Source organism: Gordonibacter urolithinfaciens (genome assembly GCF_900199375.1).
GTDB classification, from domain to species: domain Bacteria; phylum Actinomycetota; class Coriobacteriia; order Coriobacteriales; family Eggerthellaceae; genus Gordonibacter; species Gordonibacter urolithinfaciens.
This window is the reverse complement of the sequence record NZ_LT900217.1, coordinates 823,430-848,253: the sequence shown is the minus strand read 5'-3', so window position 1 is coordinate 848,253 and position 24,824 is coordinate 823,430. Positions and strand designations below refer to the sequence as shown.

Annotated in this window: 22 protein-coding genes and 1 pseudogene; 10 read left to right on the top strand and 13 right to left on the bottom strand. The window is 60.1% G+C overall.

The annotated features are described in order from the left end of the window. Nucleotides 1–10: 10 nt before the first annotated feature. Nucleotides 11–469: a hypothetical protein gene (locus BN3560_RS03735; protein WP_087190320.1), complete on the bottom strand. Its 459-nt coding sequence runs from the start codon at nt 467–469 to the stop codon at nt 11–13. Nucleotides 470–781: 312 nt separating this feature from the next. Here BN3560_RS03735 and BN3560_RS03730 point away from each other — a divergent pair, with 312 nt between their 5' ends. Continuing rightward, nucleotides 782–1,771 carry a diaminopimelate dehydrogenase gene (locus BN3560_RS03730; protein WP_096227049.1) on the top strand — a complete coding sequence of 330 codons (990 nt, stop codon included), beginning with the start codon at nt 782–784 and terminating at the stop codon, nt 1,769–1,771. A gap of 109 nt (nt 1,772–1,880) precedes the next feature. Here BN3560_RS03730 and BN3560_RS03725 read toward each other — a convergent pair whose 3' ends face one another. From BN3560_RS03725 to BN3560_RS03675, 11 genes are all read right to left on the bottom strand, one after another. After that, on the bottom strand, nt 1,881–2,258 hold the full coding sequence (locus BN3560_RS03725) for a hypothetical protein (RefSeq protein ID WP_096227048.1): 378 nt from the start codon (nt 2,256–2,258) through the stop codon (nt 1,881–1,883). A gap of 155 nt (nt 2,259–2,413) precedes the next feature. Beyond that, nucleotides 2,414–3,838: an amidophosphoribosyltransferase gene (locus tag BN3560_RS03720; RefSeq protein WP_096227047.1), complete on the bottom strand. Its 1,425-nt coding sequence runs from the start codon at nt 3,836–3,838 to the stop codon at nt 2,414–2,416. A gap of 169 nt (nt 3,839–4,007) precedes the next feature. Next, nucleotides 4,008–4,538 carry an RNA 2',3'-cyclic phosphodiesterase gene (gene thpR, locus BN3560_RS03715; protein WP_096227046.1) on the bottom strand — a complete coding sequence of 177 codons (531 nt, stop codon included), beginning with the start codon at nt 4,536–4,538 and terminating at the stop codon, nt 4,008–4,010. Beyond that, entirely contained in the window at nt 4,535–6,697 is a 2,163-nt protein-coding gene (locus tag BN3560_RS03710; RefSeq protein WP_231897339.1) for a HelD family protein, read from the bottom strand. Before BN3560_RS03710 ends, thpR begins: the two co-directional genes overlap by 4 nt. A 151-nt stretch (nt 6,698–6,848) precedes the next feature. After that, nucleotides 6,849–7,259, bottom strand: coding sequence for a peptide deformylase (locus BN3560_RS03705; protein ID WP_096227044.1), 411 nt, complete (start codon nt 7,257–7,259; stop codon nt 6,849–6,851). A gap of 46 nt (nt 7,260–7,305) precedes the next feature. Further along, nucleotides 7,306–7,923 carry an HNH endonuclease gene (locus BN3560_RS03700; RefSeq protein WP_096227043.1) on the bottom strand — a complete coding sequence of 206 codons (618 nt, stop codon included), beginning with the start codon at nt 7,921–7,923 and terminating at the stop codon, nt 7,306–7,308. Between the two features lie 156 nt (nt 7,924–8,079). After that, entirely contained in the window at nt 8,080–8,499 is a 420-nt protein-coding gene (locus tag BN3560_RS03695; protein ID WP_096227042.1) for a peptide deformylase, read from the bottom strand. Between the two features lie 114 nt (nt 8,500–8,613). Then, nucleotides 8,614–9,093 carry a SufBD protein gene (locus tag BN3560_RS03690; RefSeq protein ID WP_096227041.1) on the bottom strand — a complete coding sequence of 160 codons (480 nt, stop codon included), beginning with the start codon at nt 9,091–9,093 and terminating at the stop codon, nt 8,614–8,616. A gap of 4 nt (nt 9,094–9,097) precedes the next feature. Next, a complete protein-coding gene (locus BN3560_RS14650) occupies nt 9,098–9,661 on the bottom strand; it encodes a hypothetical protein (protein ID WP_231897338.1) in 564 nt (187 codons plus the stop codon). 79 nt (nt 9,662–9,740) lie between these two features. After that, nucleotides 9,741–9,956, bottom strand: a complete 216-nt coding sequence (locus tag BN3560_RS03680) for a hypothetical protein (RefSeq protein ID WP_096227040.1) — start codon at nt 9,954–9,956, stop codon at nt 9,741–9,743. A 202-nt stretch (nt 9,957–10,158) separates the two neighbouring features. Then, nucleotides 10,159–10,638, bottom strand: a complete 480-nt coding sequence (locus BN3560_RS03675) for a helix-turn-helix domain-containing protein (protein WP_096227039.1) — start codon at nt 10,636–10,638, stop codon at nt 10,159–10,161. Between the two features lie 285 nt (nt 10,639–10,923). Here BN3560_RS03675 and BN3560_RS03670 point away from each other — a divergent pair, with 285 nt between their 5' ends. The 9 genes and pseudogenes from BN3560_RS03670 (at nt 10,924) to BN3560_RS14270 (ending at nt 22,857) form a co-directional block, all read left to right on the top strand. Further along, the gene (locus BN3560_RS03670; protein WP_096227038.1) at nt 10,924–13,104 is read left to right on the top strand and encodes an AAA family ATPase; all 2,181 of its coding nucleotides are present in this window, start codon (nt 10,924–10,926) and stop codon (nt 13,102–13,104) included. Further along, nucleotides 13,101–14,159, top strand: coding sequence for a 5-methylcytosine-specific restriction endonuclease system specificity protein McrC (mcrC, locus tag BN3560_RS03665; protein WP_096228567.1), 1,059 nt, complete (start codon nt 13,101–13,103; stop codon nt 14,157–14,159). Before BN3560_RS03670 ends, mcrC begins: the two co-directional genes overlap by 4 nt. 101 nt (nt 14,160–14,260) lie before the next feature. Beyond that, nucleotides 14,261–14,995: a TOTE conflict system archaeo-eukaryotic primase domain-containing protein gene (locus BN3560_RS03660; RefSeq protein WP_227153717.1), complete on the top strand. Its 735-nt coding sequence runs from the start codon at nt 14,261–14,263 to the stop codon at nt 14,993–14,995. A gap of 65 nt (nt 14,996–15,060) precedes the next feature. Further along, a complete protein-coding gene (locus BN3560_RS03655) occupies nt 15,061–15,264 on the top strand; it encodes a hypothetical protein (RefSeq protein WP_096228566.1) in 204 nt (67 codons plus the stop codon). 76 nt (nt 15,265–15,340) lie between these two features. Continuing rightward, a complete protein-coding gene (locus BN3560_RS03650; protein WP_096227037.1) occupies nt 15,341–17,926 on the top strand; it encodes a type I restriction-modification system subunit M in 2,586 nt (861 codons plus the stop codon). A gap of 5 nt (nt 17,927–17,931) precedes the next feature. Then, nucleotides 17,932–19,140 (top strand): restriction endonuclease subunit S, encoded by a 1,209-nt coding sequence (locus tag BN3560_RS03645; RefSeq protein WP_161959445.1) that lies wholly within the window; start codon nt 17,932–17,934, stop codon nt 19,138–19,140. A gap of 13 nt (nt 19,141–19,153) precedes the next feature. Then, nucleotides 19,154–20,581: pseudogene (locus BN3560_RS14645) on the top strand (DEAD/DEAH box helicase family protein); the annotation flags it as partial. Nucleotides 20,582–20,725: 144 nt separating this feature from the next. Beyond that, entirely contained in the window at nt 20,726–22,321 is a 1,596-nt protein-coding gene (locus tag BN3560_RS14930; protein WP_331712901.1) for a type I restriction endonuclease subunit R, EcoR124 family, read from the top strand. A 389-nt stretch (nt 22,322–22,710) separates the two neighbouring features. After that, nucleotides 22,711–22,857, top strand: coding sequence for a hypothetical protein (locus BN3560_RS14270; RefSeq protein WP_157780540.1), 147 nt, complete (start codon nt 22,711–22,713; stop codon nt 22,855–22,857). Between the two features lie 448 nt (nt 22,858–23,305). Here BN3560_RS14270 and BN3560_RS14265 read toward each other — a convergent pair whose 3' ends face one another. Then, nucleotides 23,306–24,631 (bottom strand): hypothetical protein, encoded by a 1,326-nt coding sequence (locus BN3560_RS14265; RefSeq protein WP_123649855.1) that lies wholly within the window; start codon nt 24,629–24,631, stop codon nt 23,306–23,308. Nucleotides 24,632–24,824: the final 193 nt, after the last annotated feature.

The following is a 24,824-nucleotide window of genomic DNA, read 5'->3' as shown; positions in this document are numbered from 1 at the left end:
GCGGCCGCAGCTAGACCGCGTGGGCGAGCGGCCATGCGTCGCGGTTGCCCAGGAACAGCCGTCCTCCATCGTCGAGCACGACCTCCACGTCCTCGAGCAGGCCGCCTCGGCCGGTGACGAGCACGAGGTCGGCCACCGTCCGCCCGATGGCGTACGAGCAGGGGCGGAAGCTCTCCCAACGTAGGCCCGTCACGGGGGCGTCCGTGGCGATGCAGCCGGAATACAGGGCGATGCACGGCTCCCTCATGGCGAACGCTGCGAGGTCGCCCGACTCGAGCCGCAGGATGGTCGGCGCGTTCGGCAGCCATGACCGCTCCCGCTCATTCCAGAGCGTCACCACGTCGGCCACGCATGCGCCGATCGCGCCCCGTGCTTGCCGACGGTTGGCCTCCGCGAGGCCGCGGGCATCGTCGAACCAGCGCTGGTACAGGTTCGCGAACGCCGTCGCGGCCTCCACCGGCATGCTCATCGCGCGTCCTTCACGAAGGTCTCCCTGCGCATCTTGCTTTGCGGGGCGTGACGGTTCGTCCACGGTGCCTCCTAGGTCTCGGTTTTCGCCTGTATCGCCATCATACGCGCGCGGCTCGGAGCGGCTGTCCTTCCTATGGGACAGCTCCGCACATTTCTCGCGCGGCGGCCGACCCTCTCGGCCGCCAAGGTTTCCAACGTGTTTCGATGCGATGGGGCTTTCTTGGAGTTGACCTGCGCGCATTGACGGGATGGGCGCAGTTCGTGGATGATCGTTGCAACACGTACGGACACTTTGGCAAGGAGCGGAACTATGGCGAAGACGCGCATCGGCATTTACGGATACGGCAACCTGGGGCGTGGCGTGGAGCTGGCCTGCCGGCAGAACGAGGACCTGGAGCTTACGGCGCTGTTCACGCGGCGCGATCCGGCGAGCGTGCAGCCGCTGACCGCCGGCGTGCCCGTGTACGCGGCCGATGACCTGGCGGCGCACACGGGCGACGTGGACGTGCTCGTGCTGTGCGGTGGCAGCGCGCGCGACCTGCCCGAGCAGACGCCCGCTTGCGCGAGCCTGTTCAACGTGGTGGACTCGTTCGACACGCACGCGAACATCCCCGCCCACTTCGCCGACGTGGACGTGGAGGCGAAGGCGGGCGGCAAGGTAGCCTTGATCTCCGGCGGCTGGGATCCGGGCATGTTCTCGCTCGCGCGCCTGTACGCCACGAGCATCCTGCCCGAGGGGCACGACTACACGTTCTGGGGCCGCGGCGTGTCCCAGGGCCACAGCGACGCCATCCGCCGCATCGAGGGCGTGGCCGACGCACGCCAGTACACCGTTCCCGTGCCCGCGGCGCTCGAGGCCGTGCGCGCCGGCGAGAATCCCGAGCTCACCACCCGCCAGAAGCATACGCGCGAGTGCTTCGTCGTGGCGGAGGAGGGCGCCGACACGGCCGCCATCGAGCGCGCCATCGTGGAGATGCCGAACTACTTCGCCGACTACGACACCACGGTGACGTTCGTGTCGCAGGAGGAGCTCGACCGCGACCACGCCGGCATCCCGCACGGCGGTTCCGTGATCCGCTCGGGCGTGACCGGCCAGGACGGCGAGCACGGCCACGTGGTGGAGTACTCGCTGAAGCTGGATTCGAACCCCGAGTTCACCGGCAGCGTGCTGGCGGCCTGTGCCCGTGCGGTGCACCGCCTGTCCGTCGAGGGGCAGACGGGCTGCAAGACGCTGTTCGACGTCCCGCCCGCGTATCTGTCGCCCTTGAGCGCCGAGGAGCTGCGCGCGAGCATGCTGTAGGTTTCGCGCAGCAGAACGGCGAGAGGCTGGCAAACGAGCTGCGCGGCCATGGGGCCGCGAGAACAACCTTGGACGGGCGGGCTGCGCAAGCGGTCCGCCCGTTCTCGTCTCAGAGCAGGATCGTTGCCAACGCCGCGGCCGCGAACAGGATGCCGGCCCCGGTGGCGAACGTGCGCTCGCGGGCGGTCAGCCCGAACGCGGTGCCTTGCAGGCAAAGGGCCGTGCGCGCTGCGTGGGCGGGGGACGGGAAGTCCGGGCGGCAGGTGTCTTTCGGCCGGGCCGCCGCCTCGCGGCTTGCAGCGGGAAGCGCCGCCGCCGGCAAGGCGCGCGCATGCTGCGGCAGACGGCCTGCGCCGCCGGGGCAGGCGATCACGCGGATGGCGGGGGCATCCTGCCCGGTGCGCGCATGCGCTCCGCGGACGGTGGCGCCGTGCGAGGGCGCTTCGGCAAGGGGGAAATTCGTGGCAAGGGCGGCGTTGGCGACCATGGTGCCTCCTGGGGTCGTGCGTTGGATGGTGGCCCCATCATACGCGCCGCCGCCTGCTTGCTTGTCCTACTACCGGGACGGTTGATGTAAATCCTCTCGTTTCCGCGCATAAAAAAGCGGCGCGCAGGTTTCTGCGCGCCGCCGTGGCCGAAAACCTATTCCTTGCCCGACCAGCAGTACGTGCATACCTTCTCGCGGTCGATGCCGATGGCCTCCAGCATGCCGTCGAGCGACTGGTAGCCCAGCGAGTCGAAGCCCATCTTCTCGCAGATGGACTTCAGCATGCACTGGCCGCGCTCGGTGGAGCTGTCGGCATACTCGTCGAGGTGCTTCTGCCCTTCGTCGCCTTCAAGCTCCTGCACCACGCGGCGCGCGATGAGCTCCATCTCGGAGCGGCTGCGCGAGAAGCTCAGGTACTTGCAGCCGAACATGATGGGCGGGCAGGCCGAGCGCATGTGCACCTCGGTTGCGCCGCATTCGTGCAGGTAGTTCACTGTGCCCTGCAGCTGCGTGCCGCGCACGATGGAGTCGTCCACGAACAGGAGCCGCTTGCCGTTGATGAGCTCGGGCACGGGGATGAGCTTCATCTTCGCCACGCGGTTGCGCACGTCCTGGTTCGCGGGCATGAACGAGCGCGGCCAGGTTGGGGTGTACTTGATGAACGGGCGGCCGAAGGGGGCCTTGCTCTCGGTGGAGTAGCCGATGGCATGCGGCACGCCCGAGTCGGGCACGCCGGCCACGTAGTCCACGTCGGGCACGCCGCCCGCCGCCGCCTCGTCGCGCGCCATGATCGCGCCGTTGCGGTAGCGCATGACCTCTACGTTCACGCCCTCGTAGTTGGAGTTGGGGTAGCCGTAGTAGACCCACAGGAAGGCGCAGATCTTCATCTGCGTGCCAGCGGGGGAGATGGTCTCGTAGCCGTCCGCGTCCACGCGCACGATCTCGCCCGGCCCCAGCTCGTACTCGTCGTGATAGCCCAGCTTGTGGTAGGCGAACGATTCGAACGAGATGCAGAAGCCCTCGCCGTCCTTTCCGATGAGCACCGGCAGGCGCCCCATGCTGTCGCGTGCGGCGATGATCGTCCCGTCGCTCGTCATGATGAGCAGGGTGAGCGAGCCCTCGATCTCTTTCTGGGCGTGCTTGATGCCCTCCACGAAATTGTCCTTCTGGTTTATAAGCGCGGCCACCAGCTCCGTGGTGTTCACGGCTCCCGAGCTCATGGCCATGAACTGTCGGCTGCCGCTGGAGAAGTAGCGCTCCACCAGCTGCTCGGCATTGTTGATGGCGCCTACGGTGGTGATGCCGAACGTGCCCAGGTGCGAGCGCACGAGCAGCGGCTGCGGGTCGGTGTCGCTGATGCAGCCGATACCGCTCATGCCCTTGAATCCGGGAAGATCGTCCTCGAAGCGGGTGCGGAAGGGCGTGTTCTCTATCGAGTGGATCTCGCGCTGGAAGCCCACTTCCTCGTCGTGGAAGATCATGCCTGCGCGCCGTGTCCCCAGATGCGAGTGGTAGTCCACCCCGAAAAATACGTCCAGCACCACATCGTGATGCGATGCAGCCCCGAAGAATCCGCCCATTGGTTTGCCTTTCGTCTTGCCCGTAGCCTGCAGTGCCAACAAAGGTACCAGTATAAGGCTCCCGGCGCGCGTCTGGGGCGAGGCGGGCAGGCGATTCGCGGTTTCTGCACGAGAAGCCCCGAGAGCGGCCGGGCGGTCGCGGCGGGTCGGCCGCGGCGTGGGCTGCCCGCTAGCCGCCGAGGTGCGTCGTGTGAAGGGGCTTGTAGACGGCGCCGGTGCGTTCGAGGGTGCTCTTGCAGAGGGTGACGGCGGCGGCCCGGTCGTCGCGGGGGAAGGCGAGCGGCGGCAGGCTCGCCTTGGGGATGCGGGCGCGGCGGGCGAGGGTGATGTGCGGCTTGAAGGGCTTCGCGTCGAAGGGCACGCTGCGGGAGGCCAGCTCGTCGCGCAGGCGCTCGGCAAGATCGTCCAGCTCGCGGGTGGGGGCGATGCCGAGCCAGAGCGTCGCGTCGCTCGCGCGCCCGAACTTGCCCAGGCCGTCGCTCGCCAGCGCGACGGGGGCCGTGTTCGCGCACGCGGCGTCGAGGGCGTCAGCCGCGCGGGCCGCCTGCGCCTCGTCGACCTCGCCGAGGAAGGCGAGCGTGAGGTGGTAGGTCGAGCGCGGCAGGAAGCGGCCCTCCACAGCGGCTCCCAGCTGGCGGGCAAGTGCGGCGACGTCGTCGGCGAAGTCCGGCGGCAAATCGAGCGCGACGAACGTCCTCATGAGGTTTCCTTTCCGAAGCCGTCGAGCAGCGGCGTGAGCGGGCCCTTCGCCAGCACGTCGACGCGGCGGGTGGCGCGCGAGATGGTGGTGTAGAGGCGGCGGCGCGAGAGGTCGTCGCCGGGGAAGACGCGCGCCGAGGCGTCCGGCACGACGACGTGGTCGAACTCGAGGCCCTTCGCCAGCTTGAGCGTGATGAGCACGACGCCGCTCGCGGGGAGCTCGTCGTGCTCGTCCAAAAGCGGCGGCGCGTCCTCGCCGAGCAGCTGCTGGAGCCGTTTGGCCTCGTGCTTCCACGGCACGATGACGGCGTCGAGCCCCTCGCCTGCGCGCGCCCCGGCCACGGCGGCGCGCAGGGCGTCCGCGTAGGCGGCGGCGTCGTCGAAGGCGCGGAGGGCCGGCGGCTCGTCGGCGCGCTGGATGGAGGAGACCTGGAGCTGCTCCTCGGGCGGCAGCAGGCTCGCGAACAGGGCGGTGATCTCGGGCGTCGAGCGGTAGCTCGTCATGAGGCGGCATTCCTCCACCGCGCCGCGCGCGGCCTGGAACACCTCGCGCACCTCGTCGAACGAGGCCGTGTCGGGTGCGATGGCCTGGTTCGGGTCGCCCAAGAGCAGGAAGTTCGCGCGGCGGAAGTAGCGCGCGAGCACGGCCAGCTGGGCGGCGGTGTAGTCCTGCACCTCGTCCACCATCACGTACTTCGCGTCCGGGTTGCCGAGGCCCGTGAGCGCCATCTTCAGGTAGAGCCACTCGAGCGGCGCGAGGCCGTCGGTTTCGAGAAGGCGCATGCCGATGCGGTCGATGCGCAGCCAGTCGTCGTTCTCCACGGCGGCGAAGGCGTCGGCATAGTGATCGGTCAGGTAGCGCAGGGCGAGCGCGCGCTCCTCCTGCTCGTCGGTCGGCGCGATGAGCTCGCCGAAGATGCGCAGCTGCTCGTCGGCCTCGAGGGCCTCCAGCTCGTCGAGCGCCTCGTCGGTTCCGGCCATCTGCTTGAGGCGGCTCTCCAGGCGCGCGTGCAGCTCCTCGCGCATGAGCGTGATGCGATGCGGGCCGGCGGGGATGCGGCCGAGCTTGTCGGCCAGCTTGCGGATCTGGTCGGCGGCGATGAGGCGCTTGTCCTCCACGCGGACGTCCTTGAAGTCGTTCGCGTCGAACTCGAACGATTCGACGGCCCTATCGATGCGCGCGAGCGCGGCGAGCGGCACGTCCACGCGGCCGCTGCCGCGGTCGGGCGGCAGCAGGCGGCGCGCGAACTCGTCCCAGGTGAGGCTTTCCGGGTTGCGCTCGCCCAGGTCGGGGAGGACGCTCGCGATGTAGTGGCTGAACACCGGGTTCGGCGAGACGAGGAAGACCTCGCTCGGGTCCAGGCTGCCGCGCTGCTGGTAGAAGAGGTAGGCGATGCGTTGCAGCAGCACCGACGTCTTCCCGCTGCCCGCGATGCCGCTCACCAGCAGCACCGGCACGTCCTCGTGGCGCACGACGGTGTTCTGCTCCTTCTGGATGGTGGCCGTGATGGCCTTCATCTGCGCGGTGCGCTGCTTCGAGAGCGACGCCAGGAGGAGCGAGTCCTGGATGGCGACCGTGGTGTCGAAGTAGGCGTTCAGGCGGTCTTCCTCGATGTCGAACTGGCGGCGCAGTTTGAGATCGGCCGTGATGGTGCGGCCGTCGGCCACGTAGGAGGTGCGGCCGTTGTCCTGGTTGTAGTAGGTCTCGGCCACGGGCGAGCGCCAGTCCACCACGAGGCGGTGGTAGTTCTCGTCCGAGATGCCGGCCGTGCCGATGTAGAGCTCCTTGGGCTCCTGCCCGGGCTTGAACTGCAGGGCGACCTTGGCGAAGTAGGGCTGCTTCAGGAGCAGCTCCACCTTGGCGAGCTCGGCGGCGTCGGCGTCCTGCGCGAGGTTGTACCCGTCGATCACGCGGTTCATGGCCGCGAAGTCGGCGTAGGTCTCCATCGCGTCGGCGTAGGTGGCGAAGTTGGGCGCGAGCTCCTCGGCCATCGCCTTCTTGTCGGCCGCCGCCTCGCGCTGCGCGCGCTCCATCTTGCGCACGAGGGCGCGCCCGATCTGCTGGAGCTTCGCGTAGGTGCCGGCGAGGTGCTGTTGCTCCTGGTCGAAAACGGGGTCGGCGCTGTTGTCGGCAGGGTTCTGGAAGGGTTCGGTCGGCACGGGTTCTCCTTGCGGCGCGCATCGGTCAGGTTGAAAAGTTCGCCGAAACATTCTACCGGATTCGGCCGCACGAATGCAGGCTGTCAGCGATTCGTGGAGAGGGGGAGGCTCGAGTGAGCGGAGCCGTCTCTGTCGCCTATGGGAGCGTCGGTCAGATCAAAATGCCGTTGCAGTGGTCGATCTCGTGCTGGATGATCTGCGCGGTGAAGCCGGTGAACGTTTGCTCGCGCGGTTGGAAGTCTCGGTCCTCGAAACGCACCTTGATGGTGCGGTGGCGCGTCGCGCGGCGGCTGCCAGGAAGCGACAGGCAGCCCTCCTCGGCCTCGTACGCGCCAGAGCGGCTGACGATTTCCGGGTTGAACATGACGCGCTGTGTGCCCCCGTCGTCGAAGACGATGATGCGCTTGGCCGTGCCGATCATGTTGGCCGCCATGCCGACGCATTCGTGGGCGTGTGCCGCGAGCGTGTCGAGCAGGTCCTGCGCCGTCTGCGCGTCGGCCGCCGTGGCGGCCGATGAGGGCAGCGAGAGGAACATCCGATTCGTCATGATGGGCCTGATCATAGTCAAAAGCCTCCTGTTGTGTTTCGGGCGCACGACGAAGCTTGAGCTACGTCAGCTCGCTCCACCATGGTTCGTGCGCAATATCCCTGACTTCCGGCAGCGAAGGGAAATCAACGCCAAGGGTCTTCGCCATTTTCTTGAGAGCCACGCGGAATATGCCCGCCATCGTGGCTGCGTTGAAATATGGCTGCCCATAGTGAATACTTGCTTCTTGGGTTGCCCTATCGAGATGGTCGTTGAAAAGCTTTTGTGCCAAAGGGGAATCCACGGGGATTCCCGCAGATTCCAATATGGCCTCCGCCTCTTTCAGTACACTGTGCCTGTATATGAAGCGGTATTCCTTCATTCCGACGATTTTCCAAAACGTGCCATAGTATGAAACACCGTAAGCTTTCAGCCAGTCCCACATGATTTCCGGGTCGTTGACGTTTGGTCCTTCTGCATGGCATCGGTGGCAGAGAAGAACTATGTTCGATGGTTCGTCTTTTCCACCTAGGGCGTGGGGCACAATATGACATCGCTCCAGGTTTCTCTTGCAGCCACACCTCCAACAGTGAGTTTCAGCTTCGCTCCAGTCTACGCTCAGTCCGCATTCGTTTACATGTCCCGACCAATAGTCTATCGACTCCTGAACGGTTGTCTTTATGCGTTGTCTATCATTCATGAGACGATCTTTTCCGAGGGAGCTCTCGTATTTTTGCGCGGATAACGCGTCCCCTCATTTCATCAAATTGCGTTGATTGAGCGAGAAGGCGAGCGTAGACATTGGCTGATAATTCAGGAGAACAAGGCTTAAAGGGATCTCCTGTTGCTCATATCCTCAGACCAGCTTGCCCTTGCAGTGGTCGATCATGTGCTGGATGAGCTCGGCGGTCCAGCCGGTGAAGTCGCGCTTGCGGCTGACCAGGGCGCCGTCCACCAGCTCGTCGTAGACCACCTTGACGCGCTCGTAGCGGGTGACCTTGGACTCGGCCTCCAAGGTGAGGCAGCCCTCGACCGTCTTGTACGCGCCGAGCGCCTGCTTGAGAACCGGGTTGTACATGACGTGCGGCTGTTCGTCCTCGTCGTGGTAGACGACGACGGCCTTCGCCACGCCTATCTGGTTGGCCGCCAGGCACGCCGCCTCGTCGAGCGAGGCGAGGGTGTCGAGCAGGTCCTGCGCCACGGCGGCGTCCTCGGCGGTGGCGGGCTCGCACGGCTGCGAGAGGATGGCTTCGTCGGTCACGAGTTCTTTGATCATGATGCGGTTGCTCCGTCCGGTTGGCTCTGCGTCTCGCCGGCTTGCGGCGCTCATCGCGCCGGGCCGGCTTCGGTTCGGATGAATTCTACCATGAAGAGGCTTAAGGTTCGCGCATCAGGTGGCGGTCGAGCCGAGTGCGCGCACGGCCTCGAGGGCCGCGGCGACGTCGGCGGCGACGAGCGGGGCCGTGCTGTCGGGATAGCGGCCGGGATCGACGCTCTCGAGCGCTTCGGCGATGCGCGGTGCGAGCGACGGCTGTGCCTGGGCGAGTGCGGGCGCAGCTTGGACGCACTGGCGCGCCGTGGTGGGCTTCGGGTCGCTGAACAGGCGCGCGAGGTCGTCGAAGATGTCGGCCGTGCGCCCCTCGGCGTCCCAACGTGCGTTCGCGACGATCAGCAGGAAGCCGCGCGTGCGGGCGAAGGCGCTCTTCGCATACAGCAGGCGGGCGAACGTGTCGAAGTGCGCGGAGACGGCGTCGGTGGCCTCGCTCAGCGCGAGGAGCTCTTTGAGTGCCGCGTGGGCGTCTGCGTTGTCGCGACCCTGCAGGCGCTCCGTGAGGAGCTCGATCTGCGCGTTGTCGCCGTTGCCTCCCACAGCTTCAGCCCTCCTTTTTCTTGCGCTTGAACTTGCCAGTCAGGCGCGACGCCTTGTCGGCGGCGGTGCGGCCGAGTTTGGGGGCATCGTCATGGACGCGGGTCGCGGCGGCCTTGGCCCCGTCGGACACCGCGTGCCCCAGCTTGGGGGCCGTCTCGCGCACGTGCCCGGCGACCGTCTTCGCGCCCGACGCCGCCGCCCGCGCGCCGGTCTGGGCCCCTGCAGCGACGGTCTTCGCGCCCGCCTTCGCAGCCTGGGCCACCTCGGGCGCGACCTCTTTGGCCTTGGCGGCGGCCTTGCGCACGTAGGGCTCGGCGGCCGGCGCCACCATGGGGGCAACCTTCGCCGCCTTCTTCACCGTGGGCATGGCGCGGGTCGCCACGCGCTTGGCCCCGGCGGGAAGGGGAGCGAAGCGCAGCACCTGCTCGGCGACGTCGACGGCCTTGTTGAAGGTCGCGGCGTACTCGGCCGCCGTCTTCTTCGGAGCGCCTTCGCCCTGCGCCGACGCGGCGTCGGTGGCCTGGCATTCGGGTCGGGGCCCTGTGGCGTCGGGTGCGTTCTCGTCCATATGGCGGCTCTCCTTTCGCGCGGCGCAGCGGAATCGGTTCGCGTCCATTGTGCCACAGGCGGCCCTGCGATGCGCGGCCTCAACCGAGCTTTGCAAGCTCCTCCATAAGCGCGCGCCGACGCGGGTAGCGTTTCTTGAAGTCCTCCGCCATCTCCTGCGCGACGGGTCTTCCGCCCGCGAAGTACGGGCAGTCGTAGCGCGCTTCGCACAGGTCGGCGGGTGCGCCGGGGACAAAAGCGCGGTAATCGTACGTGCCTTCGACGACGGCTGTCCAGCCTTTGTCGTTGGCCTTCAAGCCCGACACGCAGCCTTCGCGCTGGTAGGCGAGCCCTTTGGCAAGGCTTGCCGGGGGGGGGGCTTTTCCAGCCGAGGTCGAGCTGCATGACGGCCCCCCGTCGATCGCTTGCGAAGATGGACGTCAGTATGTCACAAAAATTCTTGTCGCGAGGTGCGCTTTGGGGACAGGCGGAAAACTTTGAGCGAAGAAGCGTCGATGGTTACTTCTCCTGTCCTAAATATGCGAACACGCTGCGCGTGGCCAGGAAGACGCCGATGAGGGTCGTGCCGATGCCGATGCCGAACAGCACGCCGCTGATGAAGTCGGTCAAATCCGAGCCGCCGAACAAGGGCGAGAGGGCCAGAAGAACGAGGCCCATCACGATGAGCGCGATGGCGATGATGGTGATGCGCTGGCTCTCGAGGCGCTGGATGCGTGCGAGCATCTCGATCATCTGGTCGTTGTCGTACATGCGCAGGTTCTCGCGCTCGTTCTCCTCGCCGTCGAGCAGCTCGCTCACGGTGATGCCGAGGGCTTCGCACAGCTCGTTCACCACGGCGTAGTCGGGCATGCACTTGCCGCGCTCCCATTTCGAGACGGACTTGCTCGAGATGCTGAGGCGCTCCGCTAGCTGCGCCTGAGTGAGGTTGAGCTCCTTGCGCTTGCGGGCGATGAACGTGCCGGTTGCTATCTGGTTCACGGTGGGCCTCCTGGGGCGGTGCGATTGGTTGACGGGGCCATTGTCGCGTGACGGGCGCGGCGAGTCCACCTCCCGGAGGGCGAATTTGGGGGAAATAGGGGATGCTTTTGCTGCTCGGCGGGAAGCGGTATCATGGATGAGATTATTGGACGGGAGGAGTGAAAGGACGTCTTCTTAAGTCTGGGGAATGGGCGGCGAATCTTGACGTCCCGTCATTCCATGCAAAGCTTGCGAGCAACCATTCGTACAAGCCGATAACCGTAAATGGTAGAGAAGGGGAAACCGATGGTGAAGGAGCATTGTACATGGACAGGCTTCTATTCAAGGTTGGCGGACAAGCTATTGACGTTCAAAAATGATCGCCGCAGCCTGATGAACAAGCTTCTGTCTCTCTACGAGGGAGTCGACATGAAGCTCCCGAAACTCGATAGCTCATCAACTCCTGCCGACATCGACCCTTATACGGTCTTCGGACTCTTCAACAAAGGCATCTCGGATACCAATAGAAGAAAGATCGTCTCAGCTTTCGCGGAAGCTTTCGGAATCGAAGCAGACCAGCCTAAAGATTTTCAAGGTGTTCCTACGCTCAATAATCTCAACGCGACGTTCTACGCCTTTAAGGGGGATGGACGGCGTGGGGAGCACGACATCGACAATCTATGGCGAACCTTCGAAGCCGAGATTAAGCTCGCTGCGGAAGACAGTGAGCTCAATCGCGCTGAATTCGTCGAGGCGTACGACGCGACTATCGGGCAGTTCGGTCTGGGGTGGAAGCTTACCATGGGCCTGTATTGGGTTCGACCGTACGCCTTCGTCAGCCTCGACTCTCGTAATCGCTGGTATCTGGGTGACATGAAAACAGCGGGACCCGTTGTTGCCTCCGCTTTTCCAAAAGAAAAGGGCTCGCCTATTCCGAGTGGAGCAGAGTACCTCGCTATCTGCGATGTCGTTCGCTCCCAACTTGGCTCGAAAGACTGCCCCTATCAGGATTTCCCGGCTCTCTCCAATGCCGCGTTCATCGAATCCGAGCGTGTCAATAAAGAGAGGAAGGCTGCTGCAAAAGCCGCCGATAAGGAGGCCGAGGAAAGCGCGCTGGGCGATGCCGGCGTGGAGACGGTGCATTATTGGCTTTATGCGCCTGGCGAGGGTGCAAGCATGTGGGAAGAGTTTTACCGTCGCGGCATAATGGGGATGGGCTGGTGCGATCTCGGCGACTTGAGTGGCTATGCGACCAAGGAAGACATGCAGCTCAAACTGCAGGAAGTTTGTGGCGGCGCGACGACGCAAAAGAACTCCGCCCACGCAGTCTGGCAGTTTGTCCACGATATAAAGCCTGGTGACGTGGTCTTCGCGAAGCGGGGGCGCACCGAAATTTTGGGACGTGGCGTAGTTGTCGGTGATTACGAATACGACGAGGGCGAAAGCCGCTATCCGAATATTCGCAAAGTTAAGTGGAGTCATAAGGGCAGCTGGCGGACCGGCGAGATGTTTGCCATGAAGACCCTTACCGATATGACCGACTATCCTGACTTTCTGGCCAAAATAGATCCCTTTTTCGAAGACGCCGCCGTGGGGGAGGAGGGAGTTGTTGCGCTCGAATACCCTTTGTACGGTGCAGAGGATTTCTTGGCTGAAGTGTACATGGACGAGACGGCTTATGAGGCTCTTACGAACGTGCTGAGCTCCAAGAAGAACGTCATCTTGCAAGGCGCTCCAGGCGTTGGCAAGACGTTCGTGGCCAAGAGGCTTGCGTACTCGATGATGGGCGCGAAGGACGTCGATCGCGTGATGATAGTGCAGTTTCACCAAAGCTACAGCTACGAGGACTTCATCGAAGGCTTCCGTCCTTCTGCTGCAGGGTTTGAACTGACCAAGGGCGCTTTCTACAGCTTTTGCAAAAAGGCAGCTGAAGATGAAGATAATGACTACTTTTTCGTCATCGACGAGATAAATCGTGGCAACCTCTCAAAAATCTTCGGCGAGTTGTTTATGCTCATCGAGAATGATAAACGCGGACCTAAGAACAAATTGCAACTGCTGTACTCGCGCGAACTCTTCTATGTACCGAGCAATGTTTACCTCATCGGCATGATGAACACAGCGGACCGATCGCTCGCGATGCTTGATTACGCGCTGCGCCGTCGTTTCGCGTTCGTCGACCTGAGGCCCGGGTTCGGTTCTGACGGCTTCGCCGAATATCGCGACGGACTTTCAAGCCCCAAGTTTAACGAGCTCGTCTCATGTGTTGTGCGGTTGAACGCGGCAATAGCTGACGATGATTCTCTGGGCGAGGGCTTTTGCATCGGCCATAGCTATTTCTGCGGACTCAGGGTCGAAGATGTGACTGATGCGGCGCTCTCTGCGATCGTGGAGTTCGAGCTGGTGCCTCTGTTGAGGGAGTACTGGTTCGACGAGCCGTCCAAAGTGCGTGAATGGGCCGATGCGCTGCGCAGGGCCATCAAATGATCCGCATTCAGAATATCTACCACATGCTGGCGTATGCTTTCCAGGTGCTGAGAGGGCGGGGTTACCGCGACGTTGCAACCGAGCAGTTTGACAACGCAGCGGAGCTTTGCGCGGCCATCCTTTCGCGAGGCATAAGCTCGCAGATCAAACGCGGGTTGGGGCGCGAGTATATGGACCGTACCGAGGCGATCTCATCCCTGCGGGGCAAGATCGAGGTGTCTGAGTCGGTGAAGACGCGCAGCGTGATGCGCCGACAGATGATATGCGCCTATGACGAATTCAGCGTGGACACGCGCATGAACGGCATCCTCAAGGCGACGTGCAGGTTGCTTCTTCACGCCGACATAAGCAAGGCTCGCAAGAAGGAACTCAGGAGCCTGATGGTCTTCTTTTCCGATGTGCGCGACGTTGACCTCGCCACGGTAGATTGGCATATGCGTTTCGATCGGAATAACCAGACATACCGCATGCTCATGGGCGTGTGCTGGCTTGTTGCCAAAGGGCTGCTCCAGACGCAGGCAGATGGAAGTGCCAAGCTCATGGACTTCTTTGACGAGCAACGCATGAGCCGTCTGTATGAAAAGTTCATCCTGGAATACTATCGGCAGGAGCATCCGGAGCTTGCCGCTCAAGCTTCTTGTATCGGTTGGGCTCTCGACGATGATTTCGACGACCTGTTGCCAACGATGAAGAGCGATGTCATGCTTTGTCACGGGGGCGCTGTGCTCATCATCGACGCGAAGTACTACTCATGCACGACCCAGCGGCGGTTCGACAAGCGCAGCATCCATTCAGGCAACCTATATCAGATCTTCGCCTACGTGAAGAACAAGGAGGCCGAGCTTGCCGAAGTGCCGCATACTGTATCGGGCCTGCTGCTCTACGCCAAGACGGACGAAGAGATTCAGCCCGATGGGGTCTACCGGATGAGCGGCAACCGCATAAGCGTGCGCACGCTCGATCTGGGATTGCCGTTCGAAAGCATACGCATGCAGCTTGACGAAATCGCGGAGACGCACTTTGCGAGGGAGGCGCACTGCTCGGACGTTGGTTGAGTAAGGTCGACTAGGTATCACCGAGGTTGCGAGGGGCAATTGCGGGTCGAGTCCCCCTCGTAGTATTCTGATGCGAGCTGTTCTTCGAGACGGGAGCCCGCATGGACGATGGTTCGCCGCAGGCCGCACGCACGCTGATCGCCGGCGTCGAGTATCGCTTCGTCGAGAAGCTGGCTTCGGCGACGGTCGATGGCGAGGTCGTGGTGTGCGAGGCTCTCGACGGCGCGAGGCGCTACGCGACCTGCGAAACGTGGGAGGCGGGGCGCGCTCGTTTCGAGGCGAGCCGGTTGGCGGACGAAGGCGTCGTGACCTCGGCGAGCTCATCCGCCGAGAAGCTCGCGCTGTTCAACTCGCTGTTCGCCATGCGCAGCGACGTGCACGCGAAAAGCTACTTCAACAAGAAGACGGGGCGTGTCGGCTACACGCCCGCATGCGCCAACGAGTGGAAGGGCAGCGTGTGCGGAAAGCCCCGCGTCAAGTGCGCGGACTGTGCGAACCGCGAGTTCTTGCCGCTCGACGACGCTGCGCTGCTGGCGCATTTCCGAGGCTCGGGACGGGATGGCGTGGGAATCGTCGCGGGTTATCCGCTTGTTGATGACGACAAGATGCGCGTGCTCGCGGCCGACTTCGACAAGGACGACTGGCAGCAGGCGGTGGGCGCGTTTCGGAGCGTGTGCGAGCGGGAGGGCGTGCCCGTCGCCATCGAACGCTCGCGGTCGGGCAACGGCGCGCATGCGTGGATGTTCCTCGGCGAGCCGGTGGCCGCATCGGATGCCCGAAAGCTCGGATGCGCCCTGCTGACGCGCGCGATGCGGGTCGATCCGAGGCATGCTTAATGTTGTTGTCTGTTAGAATGTATTTCGACGTGTATTTACAATGGCGTTACTTGGTAGGGGTTCATATGAAGTACTCAGAGCTTGTCGAATCGGGCGCTCCGACCTCGGAACTGCAATCCTATCTCGTTGACTCGGAGCTTGTCACTGTAACACTGAGGCTTCCGCGCACTATGCGCGAGTCGGCGAAGGAGTATGCCAACCTCAATGGCCTCACCTTCACCTCGCTCGTAAAACAATGCCTCATTGAGCGACTGACGGAGAAAGATTGACCACGGTGTACGCAGTTACCTGGATTCATACCCATCGGCGACTTACGCTGGATTCCGGCGAGAACAGGAGTAGTGGATGAACAAGCAGCAGCTAGCAGCAAAAATCTGGGCCTCGGCTAACGAGATGCGATCGAAGATCGAGGCAAGCGAGTACAAGGACTACATACTCGGGTTCATCTTCTACAAGTTTCTTTCGGAAAAGGAAGAGTCGTGGCTGCACGGTCAGGGCTTCGAGGACGCAGACATGGTGTCCGTGACCGAAGCAGACCCCGACATCGTGGGCTTCGTCCGTCCGAACCTCGGCTACTTCATAGCCTATGAGCATCTTTACTCCACATGGCTCGCCAAAGGTTCCGACTTCGACGTGTCCGATGTGACAGATGCACTCAGCGCGTTCTCGCGCCTTGTTGACCCGCACCACCGGCACGTATTCGACCGCATCTTCGAGACGCTGGAGACGGGCCTCTCCAAGCTGGGTGACACCTCGGGTGCCCGCACCAAGGCCATCAGCAGCCTTCTGCACCTCATCAAGGACATTCCGATGGATGGGCGGCAGGGCTACGACGTTCTCGGTTACATCTACGAGTACCTGATTTCCAACTTCGCCGCCAACGCTGGCAAGAAGGCGGGCGAGTTCTACACGCCCCACGAGGTATCGTTGCTCATGAGCGAGATCGTGGCCCACCATCTGCGCGACCGTCACGAGATCCAGATATACGACCCCACAAGCGGTTCGGGCAGCCTGCTCATAAATATCGGCCAGGCCGTGGCACGACAAATGGGCAGCGAAGGGCGCATCAAGTACTACGCGCAGGAGCTGAAAGAAAACACCTACAACCTCACGCGCATGAACCTTGTGATGCGCGGCATAGACCCGGCCAACATTGTGACGCGAAACGGCGACACTCTGGCTGACGACTGGCCGTGGTTCGAAGAGGGACACCCCGAGACCTACGAGCCGCTGTTCGTGGATGCCGTCGTATCCAACCCGCCCTACTCGCAGCGCTGGGACGCGCCGGATGCACCCGACCCGCGTTTCGACGACTACGGTATCGCGCCAAAGTCCAAGGCGGATTACGCATTCCTCCTGCACGACCTCTACCATCTGCAACCGGACGGCATCATGTGCATCGTGCTGCCCCACGGCGTGCTCTTCCGCGGCGGCGAGGAGGGTCAGATTCGGCGCAATCTCGTGGAGAGCGACAAGATAGACGCCATCATTGGGCTTCCGGCCAACATCTTCTTCGGCACGGGCATCCCCACCATCGTCATGGTGCTGCGCAAGACGCGCGAACGCGACGACATCCTGATCATCGATGCGTCGAAGGGCTACGTGAAGGAGGGAAAGAACAACAAGCTCCGCGCCTCCGACATCCGGCGCATTGTGGACGCCTACGAAGCCAGGGGCGACCAGGACCGCTACTGCCGAGTGGTGAGAAAAGACGATGTGCGGGCCAACGACTACAACCTGAACATTCCGCGCTACGTTGACTCCTCCGAGCGAACGTGCGGCTGGGACATCTATGCCACCATGTACGGTGGTATACCCACATCCGAAGTGGATGCGCTCAAGCACTACTGGCGCGCGTTACCAGGTCTACGCGAGGAGCTGTTCGAACAGGTCAACCCCGCAAGTATGCGTCTGGCGAGCGAGGATATTGAATCGACCGTCCGCAAGAGCAAGGCCGTAGGTGCCTGGCGCGAAGAGTTCGCCGGACGTTTTGCGGACTTCGAGCCGTGGCTTTACGAGGAGCTGGTAGACGAACCGTCGCTTGTTGTCCGCAGCTCCGAGGAGGCACAATTGTCCTCGGAGCTGTTCAGTCGCCTCGAGGGTATCGATTTAATCGACCGTTACGACGCCTACCAGGCGCTCGATGACGAGTGGCAGCAGATTGCCATTGATCTCGAAGTGCTGCAGACCGAGGGCTTCGACGCGGTGCGGCGCGTAGACCCACGTATGGTCTTGAAGAAGCAGCGCGGCAAGGACGTCGAGGTGCAGGACGGATGGGTCGGACATGTCCTGCCCTTCGAGCTGGTGCAGCGGGAACTGCTCGCCGAGGATGCGGCGGAAGTGGCCGCGATGGAGTTCAGGCTTCCCGTTGTCGCATCTGAGATCGCGGAGATCCTGGAAGGTCTGACCGACGAGGAGAAGTCGGACGCAGGAGACGCTGTCAACGAGTCGGGCGATGCCTTCGTCGCATCCAAGCTCAAGGGGATGGCCAAAACCCTGCGTGCCGAGATGGGTGACGAGGCGCGCTCTGCGGACTCGCTGCCAAGCCGACTTGATGCAGCGGCGCGGTTCTACGATGAGGAGCGCGACTTGAAACGCCGGCTCAAGGAGGCAAAGTCGGTGCTCGACGGCAAGTCGAAGAAAGCCATCGAAGAGCTTAGCGACGACCAAGCGCGTTTGCTGCTTTCGGCAAAATGGATTGATCCGCTTGTCCGACGTATCGAAACCATGCCGGATACTGTCATCGGATCGCTTATCGACGACATCCGCGCTCTAGCTGACAAATATGCCACGACCTATGCTGATATAGACGAGCGGATCCGCGAGTCTGAACATGAACTTATTAGCATACTGGAACAGCTCACCGGTAACGAGTTCGACATGGCTGGTATCCGAGAGCTCGCCACGCTGCTGGGCGGTGATGCTCGATGAACCACGTGCCTGCCATTAGATTCGCCGGTTTCACTGACCCTTGGGAACAGCGTAAGCTGGGGGAGCTCTGTTCTTTCGCAAAAGGCCGTGGGTACAGCAAGGCCGATATTTGCGATTCGGGAGTCCCGCTGATTCTCTACGGACGCTTGTATACGCGATACCAAACGCGCATAGACGACGTCGATACGTTTGCTGTTGAGCGCGAAGGTTCTTTGTTCTCTTGCGGCAACGAGGTGATTGTGCCTGCCTCTGGCGAAACCGCAGAAGATATAGCGGTCGCCTCGTCCGTTCGCAGATCAGATATCGTATTAGGTGGCGATCTGAACGTTTTAACCCCTGGAGCGGAATTGGATCCTGACTACGTTGCACTGGTTATCACGTACGGAAAGGCGCATGTAGAGCTAGCGAAAAGAGCGCAAGGCAAATCGGTCGTTCACATTCACAATGATGATATCGCCGATGTCGATTTCCCATATCCAACGACAAGGGAGCAGCAGGCAATTTCATCGTTGGCGCTCAGCTTCGACGACCTCATCACCCTTCACCAGCGTAAGTACGATAAGTTTGTCGTACTCAAGAAGGCATTGCTCGAAAAGATGTTTCCGCGAGACGGTGCATCCGTTCCCGAAATCAGATTCGCCGGTTTCACTGACCCTTGGAAACAGCGTAAGCTGGGGGAGGTGGCCGATATCGTTTTTCGGACGGTCGAAATAGAGGATGATAAGGAATATCAGCTAGTCACAGTAAAACGCAAGAACGCAGGGGTAGTACAGCGTTCCGTGGTTAAAGGCCGCGATATCCTAGTTAAGAATTATCAGGAATTGCAGACTGGGGATTTTTTAATATCAAAAAGACAGGTTGTCCATGGCGGTAATGGTCTAGTACCTCCATCCTTATCTGGAGCGATAGTTTCAAACGAGTATCTTGTTCTTGTTGGAAATGCGAAAATATCAAGCGAATTTTGGGCTCTTCTTTCCATGACAAAAACAATGTGCACATGCTATTTTTTGAGCTCATTTGGGGTTGATATCGAAAAGCTAGTTTTTGACGTTGACGATTGGAAAAAGCGACAAATTGCAATCCCAACGCAGACTGAGCAAAGCCAAATTTGCTCCTTCTTCCGCGACCTCGACGATCTCATCACCCTTCACCAGCGTAAGCTCACTTTGCTAAGGAACCTAAAAGCTGCGTGCTTGGAAAAGATGTTCGTATAGTAGGCAGGAATATATGATGTCAGATGTATTTACTAACGAGCTGGCCTTTGAGGATGCTCTCGTCGGGGTATTGAAGAACGACTACGGCTGGAAGAACGGCACGCTCAACCATCCCACTGAGCAGGATCTGCTCGACAACTGGGCGCAGATCCTCTTCGAGAACAACCGTGGCATCGACCGGTTGAACGGGCAACCGCTTACCGCCGGCGAGATGTCTCAGATTATCGAGCAGATAGTCGAGCTGCGCACACCCATGCGCCTCAACGGCTTCATTAACGGCAAGACCGTGTCCATAACGCGCGACAACGAGGCCGACCTGCTTCACTTCGGCAAGCAGGTGAGCCTTCACATCTACGACCGCGCCGAGATAGCGGGTGGGCGCTCCCGTTACCAGATTGCTCGCCAGCCCTACTTCTCCACCAAGAGCAAGATGCTTCCCACGCGTCGCGGTGACGTGATGTTGCTCATTAACGGCATGCCACTCATCCACATCGAGCTCAAGCGCAGCGGTGTGCCCGTGAGCCAGGCTCGAGACCAGATACGAAAGTACGCGCACGAGGGCGTGTTCACGCGGATGTTCAGCCTGGTGCAGGTCTTCGTGGCCATGAACCCCGACGAGACAGTCTACTTCGCCAACCCCAGTGCGGACGGCGACTTCGAGGCATATAACTTCCACTGGGCGGACTTCGACAACGAGCCGGTGAACTACTGGAAAGACGTCGCGCGCGACCTGCTGTCCATCCCCATGGCACACCAGCTCATTGGCTTCTACACTGTAGCCGACAGCAAGGACAACACGCTCAAGGTCATGCGCAGCTACCAGTACTTTGCCGCGTCGCGCATATCAGGGCGGGTTCGGCAATCCAAGTGGGACAAGGCGAGTAGCCGAGGTGGACACATATGGCACACTACGGGCTCCGGGAAGACGATGACAAGCTTCAAGAGCGCCCAGCTCATCGCCTCATCCAAGGATGCTGACAAGGTCATATTTCTCGTAGACCGCATAGAGCTGGGCACGCAGTCGCTCGACGAATACCGCAACTTCGCAGGGGCCGACCTTTCCGAGGAGCAGAGAAGGCAGGCAGTGGCCGAGACCGAGAACACAGACGTGCTCGTCGCGAAGCTCAAGAGCGACAACCCCGACGACACTCTGATCGTAACCTCCATACAGAAGATGAGCAACATCGGCGAAGAATCCAGCCGTATTGCCGACTTGGAGCGTATGCGTTCTAAGCGCATCGTGTTCATCGTGGACGAGTGCCACAGGTCCACCTTCGGCGACATGATGCAGACCATCCGCAAGACCTTCCCCTGAGCGATGTACTTCGGCTTCACGGGAACGCCCATCCATGACGAGAACCAAAAGAAGCAGAACACGACCGTGGACGTGTTCGGTGACGAGCTGCACCGCTACTCCATCGCCGACGGCATCCGCGATAAGAACGTGCTGGGATTCGACCCGTACAAGGTGCTCACCTTCCGAGACGACGACCTGCGAGAAGAGGTGGCGCTACACCACGCCAAAGCGGGAAGCGTTGCCGAGGCTCTGACCGACCCCGCCAAGAAAAGGGTCTATCTGCGCTTCATGGCGCTGCCCATGGCATCCGACGCCACAGATGGGGACGGAAAACCTATCCACGGCATCGAGTATTATGTGCCCCGCAGCCAGTATTGCGGCGCGGACGGCACGGGTAATTCGGAACACCTGCGGGCCGTGGTGGACGACATCTGCGGCGGCTGGCAGCGGCGCTCGCTGGCGGGCACCTTCCATGCGATTCTCGCCACGAGCAGCATTGCCGAGGCGATCAGCTACTATCGCATCTTCCGGGACGAGCACCCGGGACTCAAGACAACGGCGCTCTTCGATCCGAACATCGACAACAACGGTGGTGCTGTCTACAAGGAGGACGGACTGGTAGAGGTGCTGGAGGGCTACAACGCGACCTTCGGCAAGCACTGCACCATACCGAGCCATGCTGCTTTCAAGCGCGACGTGGCGGCTCGTCTCGCTCACAAGAAGCCTTACGCGGGCATTGAGAAAAAGCGCGATGAGCAGCTTGATCTGCTCATCGTGGTTGACCAGATGCTCACCGGCTTTGACTCCAAGTGGGTGAACACGCTCTATCTCGACAAGGTGCTGGAATACGAGCACCTGATCCAGGCGTTCAGCCGCACGAACCGCCTTTTCGGCCCCGAGAAGCCCTTCGGCACCGTACGCTGGTACCGCTACCCGCATACAATGGAGCAGAACATGCACGCCGCGTTCGGCCTGTACTCAGGCGACCGGCCCTTGGGCCTCTTCGCGAGCAAACTCGAGGGCAATCTGCGTTGGGCGAACGACGTGTACGGACAAATCGTCGGTGTCTTCAAGATCGCGGGCATAGAAAGCTTCGACCGCCTGCCCGACTCGGATGAGGCGTGCGCGAAGTTCGCCAAGCTCTTCAAGGAGCTTACCGACACGCTGGAGGCGGCAAAAATTCAGGGGTTCAACTGGGATGAGCTCACATACGAGTTCGAGCACGAGGATGGCAAGACCACCGTGGCACTCTGCTTCGACGAGAGCGCATACCTCGTGCTAGCGCTGCGCTACAAGGAGCTATTCGGCCCTGGCGGCGAGGCGGGCGGCGAGGACGTGCCCTACGATATCCACGGCTACCTGACCGAAATAGACACTGGTCACATCGACACTGCCTACATGAACGCCAACTTCGAGAAGTGGCTCAAGCGTCTGACGGCCGGTGGCGAGCAGTCCGAACTCGACGCGATGCTAGACGATTTGCATGGCTCGTTCGCGACCCTCGACCAAGAGCAGCAGCGCCTCGCAGAGATAGTGATACAAGCCGCGCAGGGCTTCGACCTCGCCATCGAACCCGGCAAAACGTTCATGGACTACATCAACGAGTTTGCGGTGCGCGGCAAAGCCGGACAGGTTACGGCCCTCGTTGAGGCGCTTGGCATCGATGAAGGAAAGCTGCGCCGACTCATGGCTGGACATGTGACGGAAGGCAACATCAACGAGTTCGGACGCTTCGACTCACTCAAGAGAACAGCAGACCCAAGGCGGGCCAAGGCATTCTTTGAGCAACGCGAGGGTAAGACCATACCACCCTTTAAGGTCTCTATCATGCTTGATAAGCTTCTGCGCGAGTTCGTTCTTTCCGGCGGTTTCGACCTCGGCTAGACTGCGTCAGCCATTTAGGTTTCCAAGTACGACAACGTTGCTGTGGTGCTTGGGGACAGCGTAAATTAGGGGAGATGTATGCCCGTCGCGACGAAAAGAACGACGGACGTTACGGCTTGGACAAAGCAATCTCCGTCGCTAACATGCGATTCAATCCCTCGGCGACAACGCGCGATGATGATTATCTGCACACATATAACGTCATGAGGATTGGCGACATTGCACTTGAGGGGAACAGGAGCAAATTGTTCGCACACGGACGCTTTGTCGAAAACGACATCGGTGACGGCATAGTCTCTCACGTATTCGATGTTCTCAAGCCAATATCGCCTCGTTGGCCTCGACCTCCTTCTTGGCAACCGGCTGAACGGGATCATGGATGCGATGGGTTGGACGAAGAGCGAATACTTGAAGTTCTGCGCGACGACCTCTGGGAGCCGTCGAGCGCAGGCGAGGTCGGGCGCTGCAATCTGTCTATCGACATCATGTCCCGGATCGCCTGGGAGCTCGACGTCGAGATTCGCGAGCTTTTCTAAAACTTGTTTCTTGGATTAATCAACGCGCGTTCCGTTTGGTGTGGGCGCATTCCAGAATACCCAAAAGACATTATAAGCATGTCTTTTGGGTATCAGCTGGCCTGGGTAGTTAAGAAATGGGTATCAATTCGTAGGTCGGCTTCGTTGGTCGCACGAGGTGATAGTGGCGCTCCCGTTTTGCGAATCAGGTCCTTCATTATGCGATTCTTGCATCGAGGTATTCGGTTTTCAAAGGCTTGTAGCTTTTCCAGCTGTGTTGTGTATAACGAAAATGCTCCAGAGCGAACTCCGGAGCACTAGCTAGAAATAAGACGTTTTTTGTGTGGAATCACTCCCACTCGATCGTTTTATTTGTTGACGAAGTCGGATGAAAGCAACTTAGTTGAACCAGATCATATGCATTCATTCATTTGTCCTATTGTCCATTCAGATGATACTCATTCGGTACCTAATGGCTTTTTCTATCAAGTTCCCAAAGGAAATACATGGAATTATTCTTTACGTTGGCTGCTTGTAGATGATTAACTACTTGCGTCGCAACCGAACCAGCACCTGCTGCGCCGAAAATAGTCATTGCCTCAGCTGGTGATACTATACCGTACTGCCCTAAAGCGAAGCTTGCAATACCAATAGCCGCTTCGATGCCTGTCGATGTAATCAAGCGTGCCCTGTTGTTCTTCATGGCCAGATTTATCTTATTTATCTCGGGATCAATCAGTTCGGTTTTTAGTTCCGAGATTGTTGAGCTATCTATCGGCTTTCCTTTTAGACCTTTAGTTATAGTATCTCGGAACACAGCAAAGGATTCTTCGTTTCTTGCGCGAAAATCCAAGATGCTTTTTATAGAAGCGTTCTGAACAATGGGAAACGAGCATGACAACTGGCGGAATGAATCCATCTGCTTTCTCTGAGAATCAATAGTCAGTGCTGCTGATTCTAAAAACCTGATTTGAGCAGGGCGTGTTGTTAAGTACGATCCTCCTGTAAAGTATGAATTAGTGAGCGCAGTAAAAGAATCGCTCAATAAAGGTATGAGGAAGGCAAGTACACCTCCCCTTGTCAGCATATCTTTATCGAGTATCGTTTCGCCATGTTTCTTAAACAGAGATTTGTACACAGGAGGAATTTTGATAAAGTCGATATCAACCTCTTCATGAGAACCGTATGCATCCATTCCATTAATGGCCACATACAAGGCTCCGTCTCGAGCGATTTTTAACGTACAGACAGTTGAAGCGCAGAACTGATCTATCAAGTTATTCCAGAAATCAGAGATTAAATTTTCGGCTTTGGATTCCAATTCTATTTGCCGAGCAAGACAGTGATTGCAGAGGGGGACGTAGTTGCTTACAAATCCCACAATGCCTGCTTTTACAATGTTTTCAAGTCGCAAAGTTAGATATATTCCAAAAGCAAGCTCATCAACTGAAACGAAATCATCGTGCGCATTCTCAAAAGCTGATTCAATCGGGCAATGGATCAGAACTTTATCAGCATACAAAGCAGAAAACTTTGCTAGATCATATAGATTCTTCTCGCGGCAATCATGGGCAGTACAGGGAAAGCTGCCACCTTCAAGAGTTGAGTCAACTGCGAAATTGAAAACCGATTCATTTTCAAATCCCTCCACAAATATTAGGGGTGCAACGCCTTCGACAAAAGAATCGAATCTTTTCTGTCCTAGCTCTCCTAGGTATAGAGCTATCTCTTGTGGAGAGTCGTTTTTGAAAGCAGCTAGATAATTGTACAAATCGTCATATTTATGAGCACTCACGATATTGCTCCTTACGCTTTCACCAGCATTTCGGTCAGGGCATCAATCCTAAATCACCCAGCCTCACGGCTCTCATGTTCTTCCTCGCTGCTCGTCACATCAAAAGCATGACGCCAGTGTCAGAGCTACTCCTGTTCTTGCATTGAAGGATAAGCAACTACTTTGTCGTTCTCTTTCGCAAATCGGAAGGTGG